The organism is Streptococcus sp. 27098_8_134, from assembly GCF_041431675.1.
GTDB lineage: Bacteria > Bacillota > Bacilli > Lactobacillales > Streptococcaceae > Streptococcus > Streptococcus sanguinis_R.
This window is the reverse complement of record NZ_JAPVYD010000003.1, coordinates 180295-201877: the sequence shown is the minus strand read 5'-3', so window position 1 is coordinate 201877 and position 21583 is coordinate 180295. Positions and strand designations below refer to the sequence as shown.

Sequence of the window (21583 nt, the reverse complement as noted above, 5' to 3'; positions counted from 1 at the left end):
CCGTCAAGACTCCTTATTTTACGCGGTAAAAAACATCGGGATGTTCGGAAACGCTCTGGGTGATGATGAAACGATCTTGACTGGTATCAGTCGGATCTGTCCCATTGACAGTCTCCCCGGCTGGCAAACTCTTTCCTGCTGGAATGATGAGAAAGGCAGCACCGGTTTGGTTTTTCCAACGAATCCCTGCTCGGTAAATCCCATTTTCATCTGGCCCAGAGTAATCTCCTGTCTCAAGCTTGGCAACATCTGACTCGATACCAGACGCATCGAAAGTATAACTGTTCCCTTTGGCATCCTGCCAAGTACCAATCATGCTGGAAAAATCTCCAGAAGCAATAGCCTTCATATCCAAACTAGAAGTTGTTGCAGCCTCTTTCTCCCCTTTGCTAGTTTCCTTGGTAGACTTTTCAGCTTCAGTTTCCGAATTCTGCTGAGAGCCTGTATCAGAAGTTTCCTGATTATCCGCTTAGCCATCAAGTTCGCTCGAATTGGTCCCTCTTTCAGACTTTTTAGAAGATGCGGAGCTAGTCAAACTTGCTTTAGAACTATTGGAAGCAGGATTCGTCTGTTCTTTCTTTTGGTTACAGGTTACTAGCACGAGTAAAGCTACTAGCCCTCCAACCAAGATAATGATCCATTTTTTCATTTTTATCTCCTTAAGGTATTTTCTTATTACGATTGTGACATAAAAACAAAATTTGCAAAGTAAAAACCAGCTCGAAAGCTGGTTTATCTTATTGAATTTGATTCAGCATGTTTTCGATATGCTGGATGGATTTTTCGCGGCCTAGCAGGTAAATCGTATCTGGCAGCTCTGGTCCATGCATTTCGCCCGAAACGGCAATCCGAATCGGCATGAAGAGGTTTTTGCCCTTGATCCCTGTCTCTTTTTGGACAGCCTTGATTTGTGGGAAGATATTTTCCGTCACAAAATCTGCATCAGACATGGCTTCTAACTTTTCTTTGAAAGCTGTCAACACAGTCGGTACCGTTTCACCAGCCATAACCTCACGCTCCGCATCTGTCAACTCTGGGAAGTCCGCAAAGAAGAGGTCTGTCAGCGGCACGATTTCATCCACAGACTTCATTTGTGGTTTGTAGAGCTCTACAAGCTTTTCTGCCTTATCTGTCAAACGGCCCGCTTCTTCCAAGTACGGCTTAGCCAGGGCGAAGATTGTGTCAAAATCCGCATTCTTGATGTATTCGTTGTTCATCCAGTCCAGCTTCTTCTGGTCAAAGGCAGCTGGGGACTTGCTGAGACGTTTTTCGTCAAAAAGCTCAATTAATTCTTGACGAGAGAAAATCTCATGCTCGCCGCCAGGATTCCAGCCCAGCAGTGCAATAAAGTTAAAGACTGCTTCTGGCAGGTAGCCCTTCTTGCGATAATCCTCGATAAACTGCAAGGTATTGGTATCGCGCTTGGACAGCTTCTTACCTGTTTCAGAGTTGATAATCAGGGTCATGTGACCAAATTCTGGTGCTTCCCAGCCTAGAGCTTCATAAACCATGAGCTGTTTAGGTGTGTTAGCAATATGATCATCTCCACGAATAACGTGTGAAATTTCCATCAGATGGTCATCAATAACCACAGCAAAGTTATAAGTTGGGTAGCCGTCTTTCTTCTGGATAACCCAGTCACCACCGATATTGCCACCCTCGAACTCAATTTCGCCCTTGACCATGTCAGTCCACTTATAGACACCAGCTTCATTGACAGCCAGACGAACCGTTGGAATGATGCCCGCTGCTTCGCGCTCAGCGATATAGGCTGCCTTTTCTTCCTCTGACATACCTAGAAACTCATTGATATAACGCGGTGTTTCACCAGCTGCTTCCTGACGTTCACGCTCAGCCGCTAATTCTTCCTCAGTCACATAGGACTTGTAAGCCAAGCCCTTGTCCAAGAGTTCATTGACGTATTTTTGGTAAATATCCAAGCGCTCAGACTGGCGGTAGTTTTCGTGAGTCTCAGGACTTTCGTCCCAGTCAATACCCAGCCAGCGTAAGTTTTCAAGCTGTGAGCGTTCTCCGTCTTCTACATGGCGTTTGCGGTCTGTATCCTCGATACGAATAATGAAGGTTCCGCCATAGTGACGAGCATAGAGGTAGTTAAAGAGCGCAGTCCGCGCATTTCCGATGTGTAAAAGTCCAGTCGGACTTGGTGCATAACGCACTCGAATCGCTTTTGTCAAAGTTCCATTCTCCTATTTGTATTTCGGGGAATCATTCCCACTCCGATTTTCAAACGTAATCATTATATCATACTCTGAGGGCAGAATACGACTTTACAGTCTATTTTTACGATAGGCGCTCTTCCAGCTGGAAGTCGATAGGAAGCCAGGCCAGCACATTCTCCAGCTGCTTTTCCCAGTAATACCACTCATGCTTACCTGGACTGTGGCTGTAAGTAATCTCCAAGCCTAAGTCTTGCAGATTTTTCACTGCCTCCTGATTGGCCTTGTAGAGAAAATCCTCTTCGCCACACCATGCCCAAAGCTTGGTCTTTTTATCAGATTGCTTGGCTATACTCTCCAGCGAATGGGGGCTGCTGGTCCAGTCTTTATAGTCTCCAAAAACTCCTCGCCAATAGGCTGGCGTTGCCATTTCAGCATTATCTGGACGAGCATCAAGAAAACTCAAAGCTCCCGAAAGACTAGCTGCATATGAAAAACGGTTAGACTTGAGAGCCAGCTTAAAGGCTCCGTATCCGCCCATGGAAAGACCAGCGATAAAATTCTTCTCCCGCTTATCCGACATATTTGGGAAAAAGCGCTTGAGCACCCGAGGCAGCTCCTCAGCGATGGCTTCGTAATAGTTAAAACCATACTGAGTATCGGTGTACCAGCCATTGCTGGTATTAGGCATGACAACAATCAGATTAGTCGAGCGAACCAGACGCTCAATATTTGAGCGCTTGAGCCAGCTATTGTGATTCCCGTTCATACCATGAAGCAGATACAAAACAGGAATATCCTTATCATCCGGCTTATCCACGCGAGCTGCGTCCGGATAGAGGACATTGACTCCCCATTCCATCTCCAAAGCTTCTGAATAATACTCTATTTTCATCACTGCCATTCGCATTTCTCCTTCGTATCTTCCTGACAAGAAAAAGCCGAAACCCGACTTTTCTTGTATTTGTGTTCAGATTTTTACCGCACTTCCATAACGACCGGCAAAATAGCTGGACGACGCTTGGTCTGGTCAAAGAGATATTTGGCCAGACTGTCACGGACAGCACCCTTCAGCTCACCCCAGTCAAAGCTATCCTGCGCCAGATAGTCTTCCACGGTTTTATTGATAATGTCAGAGCTTTCGCGCAAAATATCTCTGCTCTTCTTGACATAGACAAATCCTCGGGTGTGTACTTTAGCCTTGGAAATGATTTTCTTTTCCTTACGGTTAACCGTAAGTGCCACGATGAAAATACCATCTTCAGACAAGACCTTGCGGTCACGCAGGACGATATTGCCCACACCTCCAATCGCATTTCCATCAATCATGACATCTCCAGCTGATACTGCACCAGCAGGCACAAAATCACCATGGTCGTATTCCATAATGCTGCCACGCTTAGGAATGAAGATATTTTCCGGCAGCATGCCAACTTCCATGGCAGCCTTAGCATGAGCATCCAATCCGCGGTACTCACCCTGAATCGGGAAGAGGTACTTGGGCTGCAGCAGGTTAATCATGAGCTGCAAATCACGCGCATTTCCATGACCCGAAACCCGCAGGTTTTGGGTAATCAGCTTGACAATGCCACCCGCCTGATAAATCATATTTTCCACGCGAGCCACGACCGCTTCCTTGGCAATAGACGGTGTCGTTACGATGTAAATCAAATCGCCTTCCTTGATTTCCACATAGCGGTGACGTCCGATCGACATCTTGCGCAGGCCATTGATAGGCTCACCCATCCGGCCAGTCTCCAAGATAATCAGCTCATGGTCTTCAAACTTAGACATTTCCTTGGGCTTGATTAAGAGGCGTTCGTCCACCAAAGACAACTTCTTGAGGCGGATAGCTGTACGAACAATATTTTCAACATCAAAGCCCGTCAAAACCACTCGGCGGCCAGTCTCTGCAGCTGCATCAAAGACCTGCTGGATACGAGATAAGTTGCTGGCAACCGCCGCAACAATCACACGACCATCCCAGTCAGCAATCGTATCTTCGATTTCCTTGCCGACCTCGCTCTCGCTAGCCACCTGAACAGTGCTATCTGCATTGGCTGAATCACTGAGCAAGGCCAGAACACCCTCGCGGCCAATCTCAGCCAGACGGCCAAAGTCTGTCGCATAGGACGGGCTGGCAGACTGGTCAAACTTGAAATCACCTGTATAAACGATGCTGCCTTTTCTGGTCTTGATGACAATTCCCAAACTCTCAGGAATCGAGTGAGTCGTCCGGAAGAAAGAAACCACTGTTTTGCCAAACTCAATCTCAGTATTTTCATCAATCACATGGAAATCATTGAATTTCTTAACTGCATCGTTATTCTTGACAAAAAGCTTGGCCAGCTCAATCGTCAACTCTGATCCGAAAACCGGCACCTTAGCATCTGCTAAAAGATTAGGCAGAGCACCAATCGCATCCGCGTGCCCGTGCGTCAGAAAGACACCCGCAATCCGCTTCTTGTTTTCAAACAAATAGTCCATGTTGGGAACGACATAATCCACGCCCAACTGCTCATTTTCTGGGTACTTCAGCCCAACATCCAATACAAAAATGGAATCATCCACTTCGGCAACGTAAAGATTTTTCCCATTTTCACGTACGCCGCCCAAAGCAATCAGTTTAATATTGCTCTTGCTCATTTTTTCTCCTATTCAATTTTCAGAACCTCACTTTTATCAAAGATTCTTTATTTTATTACTAACGGTCCTTGGCTAGCCAAGTCGAATTACAGTCTTGCAAACCTTAGGTTTGCATATCTAACCTATTATAGCATTTTTTCAGCTTTTTTCAAAACAAAGAAAAATTGTTTTTCCATTGTCACTTAGAATGGAGCTATTTTTCTAACCACGAAAAAACACACCGACAGCAAAAAAAGAAACAGCCGCAAACTGTCCCTTTTTAGGGTTAGGCTTTGCCAGTCAGATTAAAACGGACAAAATAAACCATTATCGCAGCTGTAACCAAGAAAGTCAGCCCGACCGTTGCCAGAGCATGAGCAGAAAAGAACAGCAGGCTAGCTATCAAGCTTAGAATCGGAAGCGCTACCTCTATAAGCAGAAACCTCATTGAGAATCTACGTTCTAGCTTATTACAAGGAGTGTAGGGCAGAAGGACAGACAGGGGGGAGAAATTTTCATTTCCGAAATGCTCGGAAAGCCCAATCAACTTCTACCCAAAAGTGATAATGTCCAGAAGAAACAGCCGCTCAATCAAATGAGGAAAATCGATGGGGCTGAGATCAGCCGAGACAAAACCGCGATTGGGATTACTGAGAAAGCCGGGCAGGATTTAGGTCGCCAAAATTCCAATCACTGCTACCCAAAGACCGATATGGCAAGGAAAGAGCAGAGGCAGAAAGAGGCAGGCCGTACAAATGACATAGTCGGCTTCATAGTCAAACAGTTGGTGGCGGCATTTTTCTTTTTTCATATTCATACTCTTTCATAAATCCTAAAAACGATTCGCCCATATAGCCAAGCGCTGGTAGAAAAAGAGCCAGCAGTCTGCAAGAAAATTAAGGCCCAGCACAATGTAGAGGCCGCGAAGATTTTCCTTAGCATAGACCGCGCTAGCGTAAATCAGTTCCTGACCACCTAAGTGATAATTCAACAAGTCCATCTCTTCTAAATAAATAAGCTTACTCCAAAATTCACTGCCTAGATAAATTAAAAGAATATAATTTGCTACTCTGATTACTGGATACAGATATGATGCCAAATAGTAATGTGCATGCTTTTGAAGATGCCAGCGTCTCAGCCATTCTCGTCTATCAAGCTGAGGTCCTGCAAGAATAAAAGTGAGGACGGCCGCTGTCTCTACAACATCTTTGAAGGGATAGAAGCTCCATTTGAGAATAGGCTCAAAAGAATCAATACCTGTAATCCCGTAGCTTTTAATCACTAAACTATCCAAGAATTGATAATTGAAGATAATGAATAACATTAAAAATAATATTAAAAACAAGAAAAAGAAATAACCTGTTTTCCACCTTAAAAATCTTTTATACTTCCGACTCCGCCGAATCATCTGCAGCTTGAAATTGGGATTATTCGGTATATTCTCCGCAATAGGCTCACCGCAGGTCGGGCAGATGACATAGTCGGCCTCATAGTCAAACAGCTGGTGCCGACATTTTTCTTTTTTCAGCTTCATTTTCTCTTTACCTTTCCAAAAACCCGAATATCAAGCTGTATGATATCCGGGTTTCTCACCTTTTATTGGCTCACTTGGTCTTGCAAATTGCTTATCACCAGTCAACACCATAGTATCGGAGCATCCGCTTGCTGACCCGCATGCCATTGTACTGAATCAACGAAATCCAGCGGTATTTGTCAATCAAATCTTTAGACACCATTCTGCGACTGCTCCGCAAAGACAATCTGACTTGGCAAGACACCGCTCAAAGAGAAAAACAGAAGCAAAAGATACACTTGAACTTTTCTTATAATCGGCATAATCATACCTTCCTAATAATGAAAAGCAATGATGACGCTAAAAAAACAGCTCCTATAACAACCTCTCTTCTAACTGCTGATTGTTTTCCAATCATCATTCCTAATATAAATATATACCGAAAACCCTTTCTTGTCAACGGTATCTTATACTTGCAAAGTATAAGAAAACAGCCCCCAGAGGGCTTTCACCCCAGATACACGACATGCCAATCGTAGCAAAAAACGACCTCTAGCTTTACTCGGCTAGAGGTCTGGTTTACTTCGCTGGTATGAGAGCAATCAGTTCATCCAAGGTGTAACTGAATAACATTTTTTTGATTTATTGTTTTTATTATTTTTTATAAACTTTTAATTCCTTCAACCGCTAATGATTTTCTTTTTATCTTAGCATTGGAAATCTCTATAACATAATAAAGCACTATTGATTGAATTCTCGAAGTTTGAAAACCATCTAAAAGCTTCTACTTTCTATACTATCGTTACAATCAGGCAAGCTAAGCAGGCCTGTCTGACAATTCAACCAATATGTCAAGTAAAGCAACTACTTATGTATTACAAACAACTATACCAACAAAGTAAACTTAAAAGCGAATGAATTTGGTTTCCTTTCTATTTCCTTAATTCTATTATAGTACTCTATTTTAATTTTTGCAAGCGTTTACAATCAAGAAATTAAAAAACTTTTTAGCTAAAAAGAAGTCAAGCAAAAAAAGAAAGGAGACCTTAAAATGATCTCCTTTAAACTCTAGATAATTTTTATCAGTGACTATAGTTAACAAAGACTTTTTATAAGGAAAATCAACTATTGGTTTTATTTATCGTCTTTTTTAACCATATTTTTAACGCCTTCGATTGCGCCTTCAACGGCATCTTTGGCATCTTCTGCAACTTCTTTAACTTTAGAAACTACTTTTTCAGCAGCTCCTTCTTTTTCTGTTTTTTTATCACCAGTTAATTTGCCTAGTCCTTCTTTAACAGAACCTTTAGCTTGGTTGAATTTTTCTTCTGTAGACATAATTGATACCTCCGTTATTAGTTTCAATTTTTAAAGCAATGAAAGAATATAAGAATTCCTAATCTCAGTGAGAGAATTAACGAACGCGAGCTTTTTCATTTGATGCAGCGTCTTTAACAGCCTCTACACCATCGCCAACTTTTTCTTGAACAGCTGAGAAACCACCGCTAATGCCAGATTTTGCTTTTTCGAATTGCTCTGAAGCAAATTCGCCTGTTGATTCAGCAACATCTGTCACTCGGTCTTGAAGGCTTACTGAATCCGCTTCGTGTTGTTCTTTCGTTTTAATATCAACAACATTGACATTTACTTCAACAACTTCCAAATCAGTCATCTTAGAAACTTCTTCTGCAACGACTTTCTTGATTTCTTTGTATAGATCAGGAACATTCTTTTGATATTCCGCAACCACATTCAGGTCAACAGCTACTTGTTCTTTACCAACTTCAACATTGACACCATGAGTGACATTGTCAGAGTTGACCAATTTATCTTTTATGTTAGAGAAGAAGCCGCCGTCAACAGCCAGCAAACCTGAAACTTTCTCTAAAGAGAGACCGATAATTTTTTGAATGACCTTATCATCGTAAGTCAATTCACCTTTTACTTCATGAGCTGCTTGAGCAACTTCTTTTTTTGCAACATCTTTAACATCTTTATTTGACATATTAAACTCCTTGATTAGTTATTTAAATATATTATTTTTTTGAATATAATATCCGATTCCTGCCCCTAGAGTAGCGCAAATCAAGACAAATAGAGTCTTAAAGAAGCCAAAGGATAGGATAAAACATGCTAGAATAATGCCTGCTAATCCAGACAAGATTGGATATTGATATTTTTTAAACCATTCCATTTTTTACTTCCTTACTTTACACGACTAGTAGTTTTTTTAGCCGCTTCTTTTGGCTTGAAGTCTGAGACAGAGATTTTAAGCTTGACATTATGATTGATTCCGAAGAATTCTGTCAATCCAGACGCAATTTCTTCTTGAATCAACTGACTTCTCTTAATGATGTTTTCCGAAGGAACGATTGCCCCTTTAACAGAAACCATGCATTTGTTTTTACGGCTATTTACTGAAACTGTAGGATCTTTAATTAAACCGTGTTCTGTTAACACACTACGAACAAACCCTTCAATCGCTGAATTTTTCAGCATCAGTTTCCCATCCGCATCAGCTAGCTGAATTTCCAAACGTCTCTTAGGATAAAAAACTATCACTAACATTAGTAGTAAGATTAAGCTTGCTAAAACCACAGTGCCCCAGAAAACATACCTAGAAAGATAGTAGCCCACAAAAGGAATCTGCTTCCACGTGAATAACTTCCAGCTAAATAACTGGAGCCCCAGACCGCTGACTTTATGAAAGTCTAGCAAAACAGGAATCAAAATTGTCAAGATTAAAATACAGAAAATAAGGGAAAGTATTTTTCTTGATTTTGACATATTGAATCCTCACATCATTAAATTTTAAATTGTATTTTGAAAGTAAAAAGACAATTTATGCCTTTTTACCTACAAAAAATGATACAACAGCTACCACAATAACTGCACCAATGATAGAAGGAAGCAAGGCCATACCAGCCAAACTAGGACCCCAAGTTCCTAAAAGTGACTGACCGACAGCAGAACCAACTAAACCTGCAACAACGTTTGCAATAACACCCATTGAGCCGCCTTTTTTAGTGATTGATCCAGCAATAAGACCAATAACACCTCCAACAATAATAGACCAAAGCATATTGATTCTCCTTTCTAATTTTTTCTAAATCAAAATTGTTTAATAATATTTTTTACTATTATTTTTTAATTAACATAATTATATAATTTTCCAACTTGGAAACATAATAATTCAACTTGGTTTTCTTTCCGTTTATCTGTACTATAGATACGCAAAGATAAGAATTCCTTGTTCTATAGGCTTTTATCAGCATTTTTAGATATATTTTTGAGTTGTTAAACGAGGTTAAATGCATAAAATATGGTATAATTGCCTGATAATAAAAACACTATATAAAGAAAGATAATATTTTAATGCGAGAATTACTATCTAAAAAGAGCCACAGGCAATTAGAACTACTAGAACTACTATTTAAAAACAAACGCTGGTTTCATATTTCTGAGTTGGCTGAACTATTGAATTGTACAGAACGTTCAGTAAAAGATGATTTATCCCATGTCAAGTCTGCGTTTCCTCAATTGATTTTTCACTCGTCTACTAATGGCATACGTATCATTAATACCGATGATAGTGATATTGAGATGGTCTATCACCATTTTTTTAAGCATTCAACCCATTTTTCAATTTTAGAATTCATCTTCTTTAACGAAGGATACGAAACTGAGAGTATTTGCAAAGAGTTTTATATAAGCTCTTCCTCACTCTATCGTATAATCAGTCATATTAACAAAATTATAAAAAAACAATATAATTTTAAAATTAGTCTCAATCCTGCTCGGATTATTGGAGATGAGATTGATATCCGTTATTTTTTTGCACAATATTTTTTGGAAAAATATTATTTTCTTGAATGGCCCTTTGCAGATTTTTCAGTAGAACCTTTGTGTAAGCTGTTAGAACTTGTCTATAAAGAAACTGCATTTCCTGTCAATTTCGCAACTCAAAGAATGTTAAAATTACTCCTCGTTACGAATTTATATCGAATAAAGTTTGGTCATTTCTTGGAAGTTGAGAAAGATTCTTTTAACAATCAATTGTTAGAATCTTTCATGCAGGAAGAAGGAATCGAAGACATTATAGCGAGCTTTGATTCTGAATATCATATCTCTTTGAATAAAGAAGTGATAGGCCAACTATTTGTCTCCTATTTTCAAAAAATGTTTTTCATTGATGAAAATCTATTTATGAGCTGCGCAAAAACAGATAGCTATGTAAAAAATTCGTATCAATTATTAAGTGATTTAATTGATCAGATAGAAAGCAATTATAATCTAAAAATAGACAATAATGACAATCTTATTTGGCATTTGCATAATACAGCACATCTGCACCGTCAGGAACTATCTACAGAATTTATTCTGTTTGATCAAAAAGGGAATACAATCAAGAACTTTCAAAATATTTTCCCTCAATTTGTTTCAGATATTAAAAAAGGGATTGAACATTACCTAGAGACTTTGTATATCCATAGCACACCAATGAAAGTCAACCATCTATCCTATACTTTTATCACTCACAGCAAACATTTAGTGCTGAATCTTTTACAAAATCAGCCTAAATTAAAAGTTTTAGTCATGAGCAATTTTGATCAGTATCATGCAAGATCGGTAGCAGAGACACTTTCTTATTATTGCAGTAACAATTTTGAACTTGAAGTTTGGAATAAATTAGAACTATCAATCGATTCTTTAAAAGAATCACCTTACGATATCATCATTTCTAATTTTATTATTCCACCCATTGAGAACAAGAGACTGATATATTCCAATAATATTAATACGGTCGCACTCATCTCCTTACTTAACGCAATGATGTTTATTCGCTTAGATGAGTGATTTAGACTATTTTGATAACAAAAAAACCGCAATCAAGCGGTTTTTATTCATCTATTAGGGCGATTTGAAGAAAAAGGACATAGTCCTATTTAACAGAGAACTAGAGACTTTTGATCATTAATTGTCTAACTTTGTGGGAGCCGTACATTATTTAGTACATATTCTTTCTCTTGTTTTTACAAAACTCTGAGCAAGCCTATTCAAACAAGCCATAGTAATCTGCAATGGTCATCTTGGCTTTCTCGTCTTTGTTTAAGTCCTGAATAATCTGCCCGTCTTTCATGACGATTAATCGGTTGCCATATTTGAGGGCATCTTCCATGTGATGGGTAATCATAAGGGCTGTGAGGCGGTCACGATTGACAAACTCATTGGTCAGCTCCATCAAGGCAACACTAGTCTTGGGATCCAGTGCTGCAGTATGCTCATCCAGAAGCAAAAGCTCTGGGCGCTTGAGCGTTGCCATGAGCAGACTCAAAGCCTGTCTTTGTCCGCCAGAAAGAAATTCAATCGACGTATCCAGATGCTTGTCCAGGCCATTGCCGATTTTCTCAATCGTCGCCTGAAACTCTTCCCTGTAACTGTTGAGCCCACGGGGCACCAAGCCACGCTTTTCACCTCGGAATTTGGCAATAAGAAGATTTTCCGCCACTGTCATGCGCGGAGCTGTTCCCATCTTAGGATCCTGAAAGACACGAGACAGGTACTTGGCCCGCTTTTCTGGTGAAAAATGAGTGACATTTTCCCCCAAGATATGAATGCTGCCACTGGTCAGAGGGAGAGTGCCGGCAATGACATTGAACAGGGTTGACTTTCCTGCACCGTTTCCGCCTAAAATCGTAATAAAATCATGCTCGTGAATGTCCAAAGAAACATCATTTAGGATGATTTTTTCTTCATCAAAGCCGCTCTTTACAAGCTTAGTTGCATTTCTTAATTCTACAATCGCTGTCATTTGCTTAACTTGGCTCCTTTAAAGAATTTATTTTTCAGGGTTGGAATCATGAGACAGACGGCCAGAATCACCGCACTGTATAGACGGAGATAGTTGGTATTAAAGCCGAGAGCAATGACGCCCCAGATCAAGAACTGATAGGCAATCGCACCAACCACAATGGTAATCAGACGCTCTGCCAAGGTCAGACTATGGAAGAGCACCTCGCCAATGATAAGACTGGCCAGACCGACAACAATCACTCCAATCCCACGGGACACATCTGCATAACCTTCCTGCTGGGCAATCAGTGCCCCAGCCAGAGCAATCAAGCCATTTGACAGAATCAGTCCCATCAACTCCATACGACCAGTATTGATACCAAAACTGCGAGCCATATCCGGATTATCTCCGGTCGCGATATAGGCCTGCCCTAGCTTGGTATCCAAGAAAAAGAGCAGGGCTGCAATCACCAGACTGACAAAAATCAAACCAGTCAAAAGGTCATTGACTTCCCCTGAAAAAGGCAGAATATCCTGAATCTTACTGCTGCCTAAAAGCCCCAGATTGGCACGACCCATCAGCATCAACATGATAGAGTGGCAGGAGGTCATGACCAAAATCCCAGAAAGCAGAGTCGGAATTTTCCCCTTGGTATAGAGCAGACCTGTCACGGCACCCGCAGCACAGCCTGCTAAAACGGCCGCTGCTGTTGCCAGAAAAGGATTGACTCCTTTGGTAATCAAGGTAACAGCTACCGCCCCGCCCAAGGGGAAGGAGCCTTCTGTCGTCATATCAGGAAAGCCCAGAATCCGGAAGGTCATAAAAATACCTAGACCTAGGACGGCCCAAACCAGTCCCTGAGAAATAATGGAAAGAATCATAACATTGTCCTAACTAATTAAAATCGTTTCTCTATTTTAACATAAAAAAGGAGCCAATTTCAATGCCGATGCGCAGACAAAGAAATTGACTTCCCAACTATTCCTCAACAACTGTCATTCGACCAGTATCTACATCATAAACCGCACCTGAGATTTCTACATCAGCTGAAATCAGCGGTGACTGCCGCAGCAAGGCCATATCCTCGCGCACACTTTCCTCTACATCTGTAAAGGGCAAAAAGTCCTGATGACTGACATTGACACCTAGTTCTTTATGAAGATAGGCCGTAAACTCCTCATTCTTAAAGGTCTGTGCTCCGCAGTCTGTATGATGCAAAACTACGATTTCCCGCGTTCCTAGCTGCTGCTGCGAGATAACCAGCGAGCGAATCATGTCCTCTGTTACCCGACCGCCGGCATTGCGCAAGATATGGGCGTCTCCTAGTGCCAGTCCTAGAGCCTGAGCCACGTGGAGCCTAGAGTCCATGCAGGTTACAATGGCTACCTTGGTCTTGGGCTTGATCGGCAGATGTGCCGTTCCATGCAGATCGACATAAGCTTGATTGGCCTTCATAAAATTTTCAAAATATGACATTCTTTCCCCTTGCTGATACTTTGATATTCAAATAATTTTATATTATCTTACCATCTTTTCTGCTATTTGTCAGTTCTCGACTTTGTTATAAAAAAATAGGACAGATAAATCCAGCATCTAGCCTGATCTTCTGTCCTAGTTTTATTTGTTATGAGCTTCTTGGAATATACTTGCTGAGTGAGCCTGCAAAGGTTTGAAGATTGAGACTTTGCACATAGACTTCACCAGTTCCTTGGAAAGTGTTGACGACTCCTTCACCCGTTCCAATAGACTGCCAGAAGCCATTTTCCAGATGGATATTATAATTCAAAGACTGGCTCCAAGCTACTACATGGGCATTGTCAATAGTCACTTCTTGGTTATGAAGCTCAATTTTCTTAATAGATCCAAAGGCATTAGCCAACAGAGTGCCCTGACCTTGAGTTGTCATAACGAAGAGACCCCCTTGCCCTCCAAAGATAGCCTTGCCGACAGACTGGCGCTCCATGGTATAGTAAGCCGTACCATCAAGAGCTAGAAAGGCACCATCATTAAGTCGATATTGCTTTTCGCCTAGCTGAAGAGGAATGACTTGGCCAGGAGAATCTGGCGCTAAAGCAAGGTAGCCATTATCAGACTGGGCAACAGCCTGGGTAATGAAGGTACTTTCACCAGAAACCATAGAACGCCCCACAGCCTTGACAAAACGTCCCAAGCCAGAACCGCTTGCATTGAGCTGGGTATTCAGGGTCACATTCGGCGTGTGGTAGACCATGCTGCCACGCTGGATAAAGACCGTTTCACCTTGATTGAGCGACAACTCAACCAAAGGAAACTGCATATTACTGTCCATAGAAAATCGCATAAGAAATGCCTCCTTCTCATTATGACTTGATTATAACATTTTCATATATTTTGGACAAAGGAAAACTGAAGCATCAAAAAAGAAGAGACAACCTGAGTCTCTCCTAGAAATTTTCAAGAATTGTCAATATTCAGGTGTGGGCGAAGAACATTTGCAAAGGTTTCAATATTGAGACTTTGGATGTAAATTTCCCCAGTTCCATAGAAGGTATTAACCACTCCTTCACCAGTCCCCATGGACTGCCAGAAACCATTTTCTAAATGAATATCATACTCCAGCTCTCGACTCCATGCTACTACGTGGGCATTGTCAATCGTTATCCTATCATTATGTAGCTCGACCTTTTGAATCGAGCCAAAGGAATTTACCAAGAGTGTCCCCTGACCTTGGGTACTCATCACATAAAAGCCTCCTTGGCCACCAAAGAGAGCTCGACCTACCGACTGCCTCTCCAAAGTATAAGAGGCAGAACCATCCATAGCCAGAAAAGCTCCATCATTAAGGCGGTATTGCTTTTCGCCTAGTTCCAGAGCAACAATCTGACCAGGTACATTAGGCGCTAAGGCTAGACGACCGTTATTTGATTGAGCAGTTGCTTCAGTTATAAACACTCCTTCGCCAGAAGCCATAGAACGGCCCACAGCTTGGATTGCCATGCCAAAGATTGATTGAGACTCTGCATTCACTTTAGCATTCAAGACAACGTTGGGGGTGTGATATATCATGCTCCCAGTCTGAATACGAACAGACTCTGATGCATCTAAAGCAATCTCCGCCAAGGGAAATTGAGCATTGTTGGTAATAGAAACATTCATACGATGATCTACCATGGTTGATTATCCTCCTAAAAAATCTGGAAAAACAACTTATAGGAATTTCCAGACAAATCCTATTTTTCTAGCAATATTATAGCACGCACAACAACTTTTCGCAATACTACTTTAATCAAGAAAATACCTTCTTTAAAACTTCCCCAATCGTCGTCACACCAATGACTTGGATATTGTCTGGAACTTTGAGGCCGTTCAGAGAGTTTTTAGGAGCGTAGACTTTAGTGAAGCCCAGCTTTGCTGCTTCGTTGATGCGCTGCTCGATGCGATTAACCCGGCGAATTTCTCCAGTCAGGCCAATTTCACCAATAAAGCACTCTTGGGGATTTGTAGACAAATCCTTGTAGCTGGAAGCAATGGCTACCGCCACCGCCAAATCAATGGCTGGCTCATCTAGCTTGACACCACCAGCTGATTTGAGGTAGGCGTCTTGATTTTGCAGAAGGAGCCCTGCCCGTTTTTCCAGAACCGCCATGATGAGGCTGGCTCGGTTAAAGTCCAGTCCAGTCGTGGTTCGCTTGGCATTGCCAAACATGGTCGGTGTAACCAAAGCCTGCACCTCTGCCAAAATCGGCCTCGTTCCTTCCATGGTCACGACAATAGACGAACCTGTCGCGCCGTCCAGACGCTCTTCCAGAAAGACTTCACTTGGATTGACAACCTCAACTAGCCCACCAGACTGCATTTCAAAAATGCCAATCTCATTGGTCGAGCCAAAGCGGTTCTTGACTGCTCTCAAGATACGGAAAGTATGCTGACGTTCACCCTCAAAATAAAGCACGGTGTCCACCATGTGCTCCAAAGTTCGAGGACCAGCTAAGGTTCCTTCCTTGGTCATGTGACCAACGATAAAGGTCGCAATATTATTGGTCTTGGCCAGCTGCATGAGCTCAGCTGTCACCTCTCGAACCTGAGAAACAGAGCCTTGAACACTGGAAATTTCCGGCGACATCACTGTCTGAATGGAGTCGATAATCAGAAAATCTGGCTTGATTTTCTCAATCTCTGTGCGGATATTTTGCATATTGGTCTCGGCGTAGAGATAAAATTCACTGTCAATATCACCGAGACGCTCCGCCCGCAACTTAATCTGCTCAGCTGATTCCTCCCCACTGACATATAGGACGGTGCCCTGGTGGGAAAGCTGGGTGGATACTTGCAGAAGCAGGGTGGATTTCCCGATACCGGGATCCCCGCCAATCAGAACCAGACTACCAGGCACGACACCACCACCCAGTACACGATTGAACTCATCCATTTCCGTCTTGGTCCGATTGACATCAATCGAAGTGACCTCAGCCAGCTTCATGGGCCGGGTCTTTTCGCCCGTCAAGGAAACACGAGCATGCTTGACCTCAGCAGCCTCTACTTCCTCAACGAAAGAAGACCAAGAGCCACAGTTAGGACAGCGGCCTAGGTACTTGGGCGAATGATATTCACAATTTTGACAGACAAAGGTCGTTTTTTTCTTAGCGATGGTGATTCTCCTTATTTTCTAATAATCCAAACAAAAGTAGATAAGACCTGACACACCTGCTCTATATTAGTAAAGCCAGCCTCTTCTAGCAGGCCTGCAACTTCTTGAGGCGAGAGGGAATTCATCAAACCAGCTTGATTCTCATAAGTACGCTGAACTTGTTGCTGATTAGCTCCTAGCTCTGAAGCAAGTGTTTTCCAATAGCCCAGTTGCTGGTTGGAAAAAAAGCTAAGAATCAGAAGGCCACCTTCACTTAAAGAGTCATAAATTTTTCGAAGAAATAAGCTGGGATTTTCAACAAACTGCAATACTAGCAAGCAAGAACAAATCTGATAAGCAGAAGGCAGCACTGCTTCTTCAAACCGACTATTAAGATACTCCGCTTGAGGCAGATGAACCTGTCTTTTAAGCTCTTGTAGCATCGCCTCACTTGGCTCCACAACCGTCAACCCTGCCTCAGGAAATAAGGATGCCAAACCATTTAACTCATCCGTCTGGCTTGCCAAAGCTAACACCTTATCGACTTTTAAACTGGGTGCTAACCTAAGCAATACTCCTCGGAAAATCACATCTAGCATCACATCATAGCCTGGAATTTTCTGACGAATTTCTGTTGCATAGTCCTTGTTCTTAAATTCTTTCATATTTTCTTTTATCTATCTCTAAATTCTTTTTACAGCGAAAAATTAAAACTTCAGTTCACATTCAACAAACTGGCAAAAATCAATCTGCTGATCAGCTACAAACTGGTGGATGAGCATGCGATGGGCTACAAGAGCTACCGTCTCGTAGTCTCTGTATTTGCTTAAGGCACGGAAAAAGCGGGCTTTCATCTGCTCAGCTGTCTCATACCGGACAGGACTTCCTGCAGGAAGAGAACCATTATTCTCAAAAAATAACTTCCGAGCCTGCTCAAACTTTTCTGTCCCACTCTCATATACCTGCCATTCATGTAACAAAGGCTCCACAAAAAGCGGCAGTTGGCGGTCTCGAATCAGATAGGAGGCCGTCTCCAAAGCTCGCGTCACAGAAGAAGAGATCAGAATTTCCGCCTGTTCCAGCAAAGGATTAGCAGCTGCCTCTGTCGCCATCCGACGACCAGCAGCCGACAAGGGAGCCAAATCTAGTCCAAAGCCAGTGTAACCGGCCTCTTCCAAAAGAGAATAATCTGGCTCTCCGTGGCGGATAAAAATGATTTTCATACTAATGTCCTGTCGACCCAAATCCGCCGGTCCTCACGCCTTCCGCTTCATCTCTATCAGCAATCAGAAATGCTGCAAAGACAGCCTGCACTACACGTTCGCCAACTTCAAGGACGACTTCCTGATCCGTGATATTCTTCATTTGGGCAAAGATATGGCCTTCGTTTCCAGGATTGCCATAGTAGTCGCCATCAATGACCCCAACGGAGTTAATCAAAACCAGGCCTTTTTTACGAGGGTTGGATGAGCGATCGTAAAGATAAAGCACCTCGCTCGGCTGCATATAGGCCTTGACACCAGTCGGAACCAGCTTAATCTCCCCTGGCGCAATGAGGGTGCGCTCTGCCACTTTCAAGTCGTAGCCAGCTGCGTGAGCTGTCTCTCTCTTTGGCAATAAATCTTCATTTGTAAAGCTGGAAACCAGCTCGAATCCGCGGATTTTCATGCATTTCTCTTTTCTATTTTTGCTGTCCCTATTATACTAAATTCGCAAAGAACAAGCAAAAAAACCGCCAATTGGGCGGTTCTTATAGGGAGATTATTATGAAAAAGAAAAGTTTTAGGATTTCTAAACAAAGTTAGGAGGTCTTTGTTTATGGTCTTAGTATAGAACACTTATCTTAAATTTTCCTAAAAGTAACTTAAAAAAATAAAATAATTTTTTACAGCTCTTGCAAGAGGTACTGAAATAGCTCCAAATTGCCCTTTTCTTCGTTTATTAAAAACTCCGGATGCCATTGAAGACCTATGATACGATGATTGTCAACTGATTCAATCGCTTCGATGGTATTGTCTCTGGGATCAAAAGCTGTCGCGCGGAAATTAGGCGCCAAGTCTTTGATGCTTTGGCGATGGACCGAATTAATCTGGCTAGCCTGACCAAACAAGCGCTCCACAACGCTGTCTTTCTCCGTACGAATGGAGTGCGAAGTACCAAATGGCAAGCCTTGCCAGTGATTTTCGATATGCTGATTAAGAGTACCGCCAAAAGCAACATTTACCAACTGCAGACCGCGGCAGATGGCCATGACTGGCTTATTTTGGCGCAGGGCTTCTTTCAAGAGTGCCAACTCAAACTCATCGCGGACAATATTGTAATCATCACTGTCGATGGTCTTCTCTTCCCCATAAAACTGCGGGTGAACATTTTGCCCGCCTGACAAAATCAGCTTGTCAATCGTTTCTACATAATCCTGAACTAAACTTTTATCCCCAACGGGAATCACCATCGGCAGGCCACCAACCATTCGTACGCCGTCCACAAACTTGCGTGAAACAGAGGTGTGAATATTTTTCCCAGCTTCATCAACTGGACAAAGATTGGCTGAAATTCCAACAATAGTTCTGCACATACCGTGATTCCCCCTTATTTTGATATAGTATATCTTACCACTCCTCTGCGAAGCCGTCCAATAGATTTTTTTAAAGCTGGTTATAAAAATTTTTTATCAGAATATGCAACACTACAAATCTCTTTTTTAAAATTTAGAAAAACATTTCAGAATTATCAGAAAATTATTTACTTTTGACAGAAATTTGTTATAATAAGCAGTGTAAAAACTCATGACTTGGAGGTCCCTATGAGAAAATCAAATATTCTTCTTGCCGCAGGGCTCACTCTGCTCTCTGTCGGCTTACTTACAGCTTGCTCTGGAGGCGGAAGTTCCCAATCCAGCAAAAAAATCTACAGCTATGTCTTTACGTCTGATCCAACGACTTTGGACTACATCCAGTCGGCAAAGGGGTCTACCCACGAGCTGACTACAAATGGTGTAGATGGCTTGCTGGAAAATGATAAATATGGAAACTTAGCTCCGTCTATCGCAGAAGATTGGACAGTCTCTCCAGATGGTCTCGTCTATACCTATAAGCTGCGCAAAGATGCCAAGTGGTATACCGCTGATGGCGAAGAATACGCAGATGTCACGGCTCAGGACTTTGTGGCAGGTATCAAACATGCTGCTGATGTCAAATCAGACGCTCTCCCTCTTATCCAAGATTCTATCAAGGGGCTGAGTGAATACGCAGCCGGTACCAACAAAGATTTTTCAGCTGTTGGAGTCAAGGCACTGGACGATCATACGGTTCAATATACACTCAACAAGCCTGAAACCTACTGGAACTCTAAAACAACATCAGGTGTCATGATGCCGGTCAACGAGGACTTCCTAGAAAAACAAGGCAAGGAATTCGGTCAGGCAACCAAGGCAGATTCCATTCTGTATAACGGTCCATTTATCATGAAGTCCATTACTTCTAAATCCTCTGTCGAATTTGAGAAGAACCCTAATTACTGGGATAAGGACAAGGTCAAGATTGATGGTGTCAAACTGTCTTACTACGATGGTTCTGACCAAGATTCATTAGCGCGGACCTTTGGAGATGGCGGCTACAGTTTGGCAAGACTCTACCCAGCCACTTCCAGTTATTCCTCAATCGCCGAGAAATACAAAGATAATATCTTCATGACAGAAGCAGGAGCGGGTGTCGCTCTAATCAGCTTTAACATTGACCGTCAAAGTTATAACCATACTTCTAAAACCAGCGATGAACAAAAAGAAGCTACCAAAAAAGCTCTGCTGAACAAAGACTTCCGCCAAGCTCTAGCCTTTGCCCTTAACCGCGAAAGCTATTCAGCTCAGGTCAACGGAGAAGATGCAGCCAAGCCAGCTGTCCGTAATCTCTTTGTTCCGCCAACCTTCGTACAAGCCAATGGCAAGGAATTTGGCACTCTGGTCGAAGAATCACTGGCTTCCTATGGTGACGAGTGGAAAGGTATCAAGCTGGATGACGGCCAAGACGGTCTCCACAATGCTGACAAAGCCAAGTCGGAATTTGCCAAAGCCAAGCAGGCTCTTGCAGATGAAGGCGTACAATTCCCAATCCATCTAGACGTTCCTGTCGCTCAGAATTCTACTAACTTCGTCAACCGCATGCAATCTCTGAAACAGTCATTAGAAGAGGCTTTAGGCAAGGACAATGTCTCTGTAGACCTGCAGATGCTGGCTGAGGACGAAGCACTAAACATCACCTTCAATGCTGAAGCTGCTAGCCAGGAAGACTGGGATATCAACGGTCTCGTTGCCTGGGATCCAGACTACCAAGATCCATCTACTTACCTGGACATTTTAGTCCCAGGTAACAGCACTCAGACCAGAACCTACCTTGGATTTGAAGGCAAAGACAATGCTGCTGCTAAAGCTGTAGGACTAGATGAGTACAGCAAGCTGATCGAAGAGGCCGGAAACGAAACACAAGATGTTGACAAGCGCTATGAAAAATATGCTGCAGCTCAAGCATGGCTGACAGATAGCGCCCTCGTTGTGCCAACTATGAGCAGCCGAGGAGCAGCACCGTTCATTTCTCGGATTGTGCCATTTACCAACTCTTATGCTCAGACAGGTACAAAAGACGCCAACTATCATAAATACGTGGAAATCAGTGATGAGATTGTCACGACTAAAGACTATCAGAAGGCCCAAGAAAAATGGAAAAAAGAAAAAGAGGAATCCAATAAAAAGGCCCAAGAGGATCTGGCTAAACATGTGAAATAATCACTACTTTGATGTTAATTAAAAATCCAGCAGGAACAGAAACCTGCTGGATTTTTTAACTTTTCTATCTAATATTTTAAAAGCCTGGCTG

The 21583-nt window shown here is 42.3% G+C and carries 23 protein-coding genes and 1 pseudogene; 2 read left to right on the top strand and 22 right to left on the bottom strand.

What is annotated here, in order from left to right:
• Positions 1-13 precede the first annotated feature (13 nt).
• The 12 genes and pseudogenes from O3620_RS08340 to O3620_RS08285 form a co-directional block, all read right to left on the bottom strand.
• Positions 14-649: pseudogene (locus tag O3620_RS08340) on the bottom strand (DUF6287 domain-containing protein).
• Positions 650-737: 88 nt separating this feature from the next.
• Positions 738-2195: a glutamate--tRNA ligase gene (gene gltX, locus O3620_RS08335; protein WP_002916599.1), complete on the bottom strand. Its 1458-nt coding sequence runs from the start codon at positions 2193-2195 to the stop codon at positions 738-740.
• Between the two features lie 106 nt (positions 2196-2301).
• On the bottom strand, positions 2302-3081 hold the full coding sequence (locus O3620_RS08330) for an alpha/beta hydrolase family protein (RefSeq protein ID WP_002916601.1): 780 nt from the start codon (positions 3079-3081) through the stop codon (positions 2302-2304).
• A 74-nt stretch (positions 3082-3155) separates the two neighbouring features.
• The gene (locus O3620_RS08325; protein WP_371601639.1) at positions 3156-4823 is read right to left on the bottom strand and encodes a ribonuclease J; all 1668 of its coding nucleotides are present in this window, start codon (positions 4821-4823) and stop codon (positions 3156-3158) included.
• Between the two features lie 265 nt (positions 4824-5088).
• The gene (locus tag O3620_RS08320; protein ID WP_371601638.1) at positions 5089-5250 is read right to left on the bottom strand and encodes a hypothetical protein; all 162 of its coding nucleotides are present in this window, start codon (positions 5248-5250) and stop codon (positions 5089-5091) included.
• 222 nt (positions 5251-5472) lie between these two features.
• Positions 5473-5613 (bottom strand): hypothetical protein, encoded by a 141-nt coding sequence (locus O3620_RS08315; RefSeq protein WP_173306651.1) that lies wholly within the window; start codon positions 5611-5613, stop codon positions 5473-5475.
• A 21-nt stretch (positions 5614-5634) separates the two neighbouring features.
• The gene (locus O3620_RS08310; RefSeq protein ID WP_002899149.1) at positions 5635-6336 is read right to left on the bottom strand and encodes a hypothetical protein; all 702 of its coding nucleotides are present in this window, start codon (positions 6334-6336) and stop codon (positions 5635-5637) included.
• Positions 6337-7449: 1113 nt separating this feature from the next.
• Positions 7450-7653: a CsbD family protein gene (locus O3620_RS08305; protein WP_002893927.1), complete on the bottom strand. Its 204-nt coding sequence runs from the start codon at positions 7651-7653 to the stop codon at positions 7450-7452.
• A 76-nt stretch (positions 7654-7729) separates the two neighbouring features.
• A complete protein-coding gene (locus O3620_RS08300) occupies positions 7730-8320 on the bottom strand; it encodes an Asp23/Gls24 family envelope stress response protein (RefSeq protein WP_371601637.1) in 591 nt (196 codons plus the stop codon).
• An 18-nt stretch (positions 8321-8338) separates the two neighbouring features.
• Complete coding sequence (locus O3620_RS08295) at positions 8339-8509, bottom strand: DUF2273 domain-containing protein (RefSeq protein WP_002905455.1); 171 nt, start codon at positions 8507-8509, stop codon at positions 8339-8341.
• Between the two features lie 11 nt (positions 8510-8520).
• Positions 8521-9102: an alkaline shock response membrane anchor protein AmaP gene (amaP, locus tag O3620_RS08290; protein WP_371601636.1), complete on the bottom strand. Its 582-nt coding sequence runs from the start codon at positions 9100-9102 to the stop codon at positions 8521-8523.
• A 55-nt stretch (positions 9103-9157) separates the two neighbouring features.
• Complete coding sequence (locus tag O3620_RS08285; protein ID WP_002899160.1) at positions 9158-9397, bottom strand: GlsB/YeaQ/YmgE family stress response membrane protein; 240 nt, start codon at positions 9395-9397, stop codon at positions 9158-9160.
• A gap of 293 nt (positions 9398-9690) precedes the next feature.
• Here O3620_RS08285 and O3620_RS08280 point away from each other — a divergent pair, with 293 nt between their 5' ends.
• Positions 9691-11172 (top strand): M protein trans-acting positive regulator PRD domain-containing protein, encoded by a 1482-nt coding sequence (locus O3620_RS08280; RefSeq protein WP_371601635.1) that lies wholly within the window; start codon positions 9691-9693, stop codon positions 11170-11172.
• 196 nt (positions 11173-11368) lie between these two features.
• Here O3620_RS08280 and O3620_RS08275 read toward each other — a convergent pair whose 3' ends face one another.
• The 10 genes from O3620_RS08275 to O3620_RS08230 form a co-directional block, all read right to left on the bottom strand.
• Positions 11369-12127: an ABC transporter ATP-binding protein gene (locus tag O3620_RS08275; protein ID WP_125330792.1), complete on the bottom strand. Its 759-nt coding sequence runs from the start codon at positions 12125-12127 to the stop codon at positions 11369-11371.
• Positions 12124-12990 (bottom strand): ABC transporter permease, encoded by an 867-nt coding sequence (locus O3620_RS08270; RefSeq protein WP_002899165.1) that lies wholly within the window; start codon positions 12988-12990, stop codon positions 12124-12126. The genes O3620_RS08275 and O3620_RS08270 overlap by 4 nt, the downstream gene beginning before the upstream one ends.
• 97 nt (positions 12991-13087) lie before the next feature.
• Entirely contained in the window at positions 13088-13585 is a 498-nt protein-coding gene (locus O3620_RS08265) for a beta-class carbonic anhydrase (RefSeq protein WP_371601634.1), read from the bottom strand.
• A gap of 148 nt (positions 13586-13733) precedes the next feature.
• Positions 13734-14429 (bottom strand): TIGR00266 family protein, encoded by a 696-nt coding sequence (locus tag O3620_RS08260; RefSeq protein WP_101771898.1) that lies wholly within the window; start codon positions 14427-14429, stop codon positions 13734-13736.
• Positions 14430-14542: 113 nt separating this feature from the next.
• Positions 14543-15259: a TIGR00266 family protein gene (locus O3620_RS08255; protein WP_002916623.1), complete on the bottom strand. Its 717-nt coding sequence runs from the start codon at positions 15257-15259 to the stop codon at positions 14543-14545.
• Between the two features lie 115 nt (positions 15260-15374).
• Entirely contained in the window at positions 15375-16742 is a 1368-nt protein-coding gene (radA, locus tag O3620_RS08250; protein WP_080556503.1) for a DNA repair protein RadA, read from the bottom strand.
• A 5-nt stretch (positions 16743-16747) separates the two neighbouring features.
• Positions 16748-17380 carry a methyltransferase domain-containing protein gene (locus tag O3620_RS08245; RefSeq protein ID WP_002907881.1) on the bottom strand — a complete coding sequence of 211 codons (633 nt, stop codon included), beginning with the start codon at positions 17378-17380 and terminating at the stop codon, positions 16748-16750.
• Positions 17381-17422: 42 nt separating this feature from the next.
• Positions 17423-17938, bottom strand: a complete 516-nt coding sequence (locus tag O3620_RS08240; RefSeq protein ID WP_002907880.1) for a histidine phosphatase family protein — start codon at positions 17936-17938, stop codon at positions 17423-17425.
• 1 nt (position 17939) lies between these two features.
• A complete protein-coding gene (locus O3620_RS08235; RefSeq protein WP_002920355.1) occupies positions 17940-18383 on the bottom strand; it encodes a dUTP diphosphatase in 444 nt (147 codons plus the stop codon).
• A 217-nt stretch (positions 18384-18600) separates the two neighbouring features.
• A complete protein-coding gene (locus tag O3620_RS08230) occupies positions 18601-19290 on the bottom strand; it encodes a gamma-glutamyl-gamma-aminobutyrate hydrolase family protein (protein WP_002893948.1) in 690 nt (229 codons plus the stop codon).
• A gap of 228 nt (positions 19291-19518) precedes the next feature.
• On the opposite strand from O3620_RS08230, the gene O3620_RS08225 reads away from it, so the two are divergent.
• Positions 19519-21492 (top strand): peptide ABC transporter substrate-binding protein, encoded by a 1974-nt coding sequence (locus O3620_RS08225; RefSeq protein WP_002920358.1) that lies wholly within the window; start codon positions 19519-19521, stop codon positions 21490-21492.
• The last annotated feature ends 91 nt before the right edge of the window (positions 21493-21583 follow it).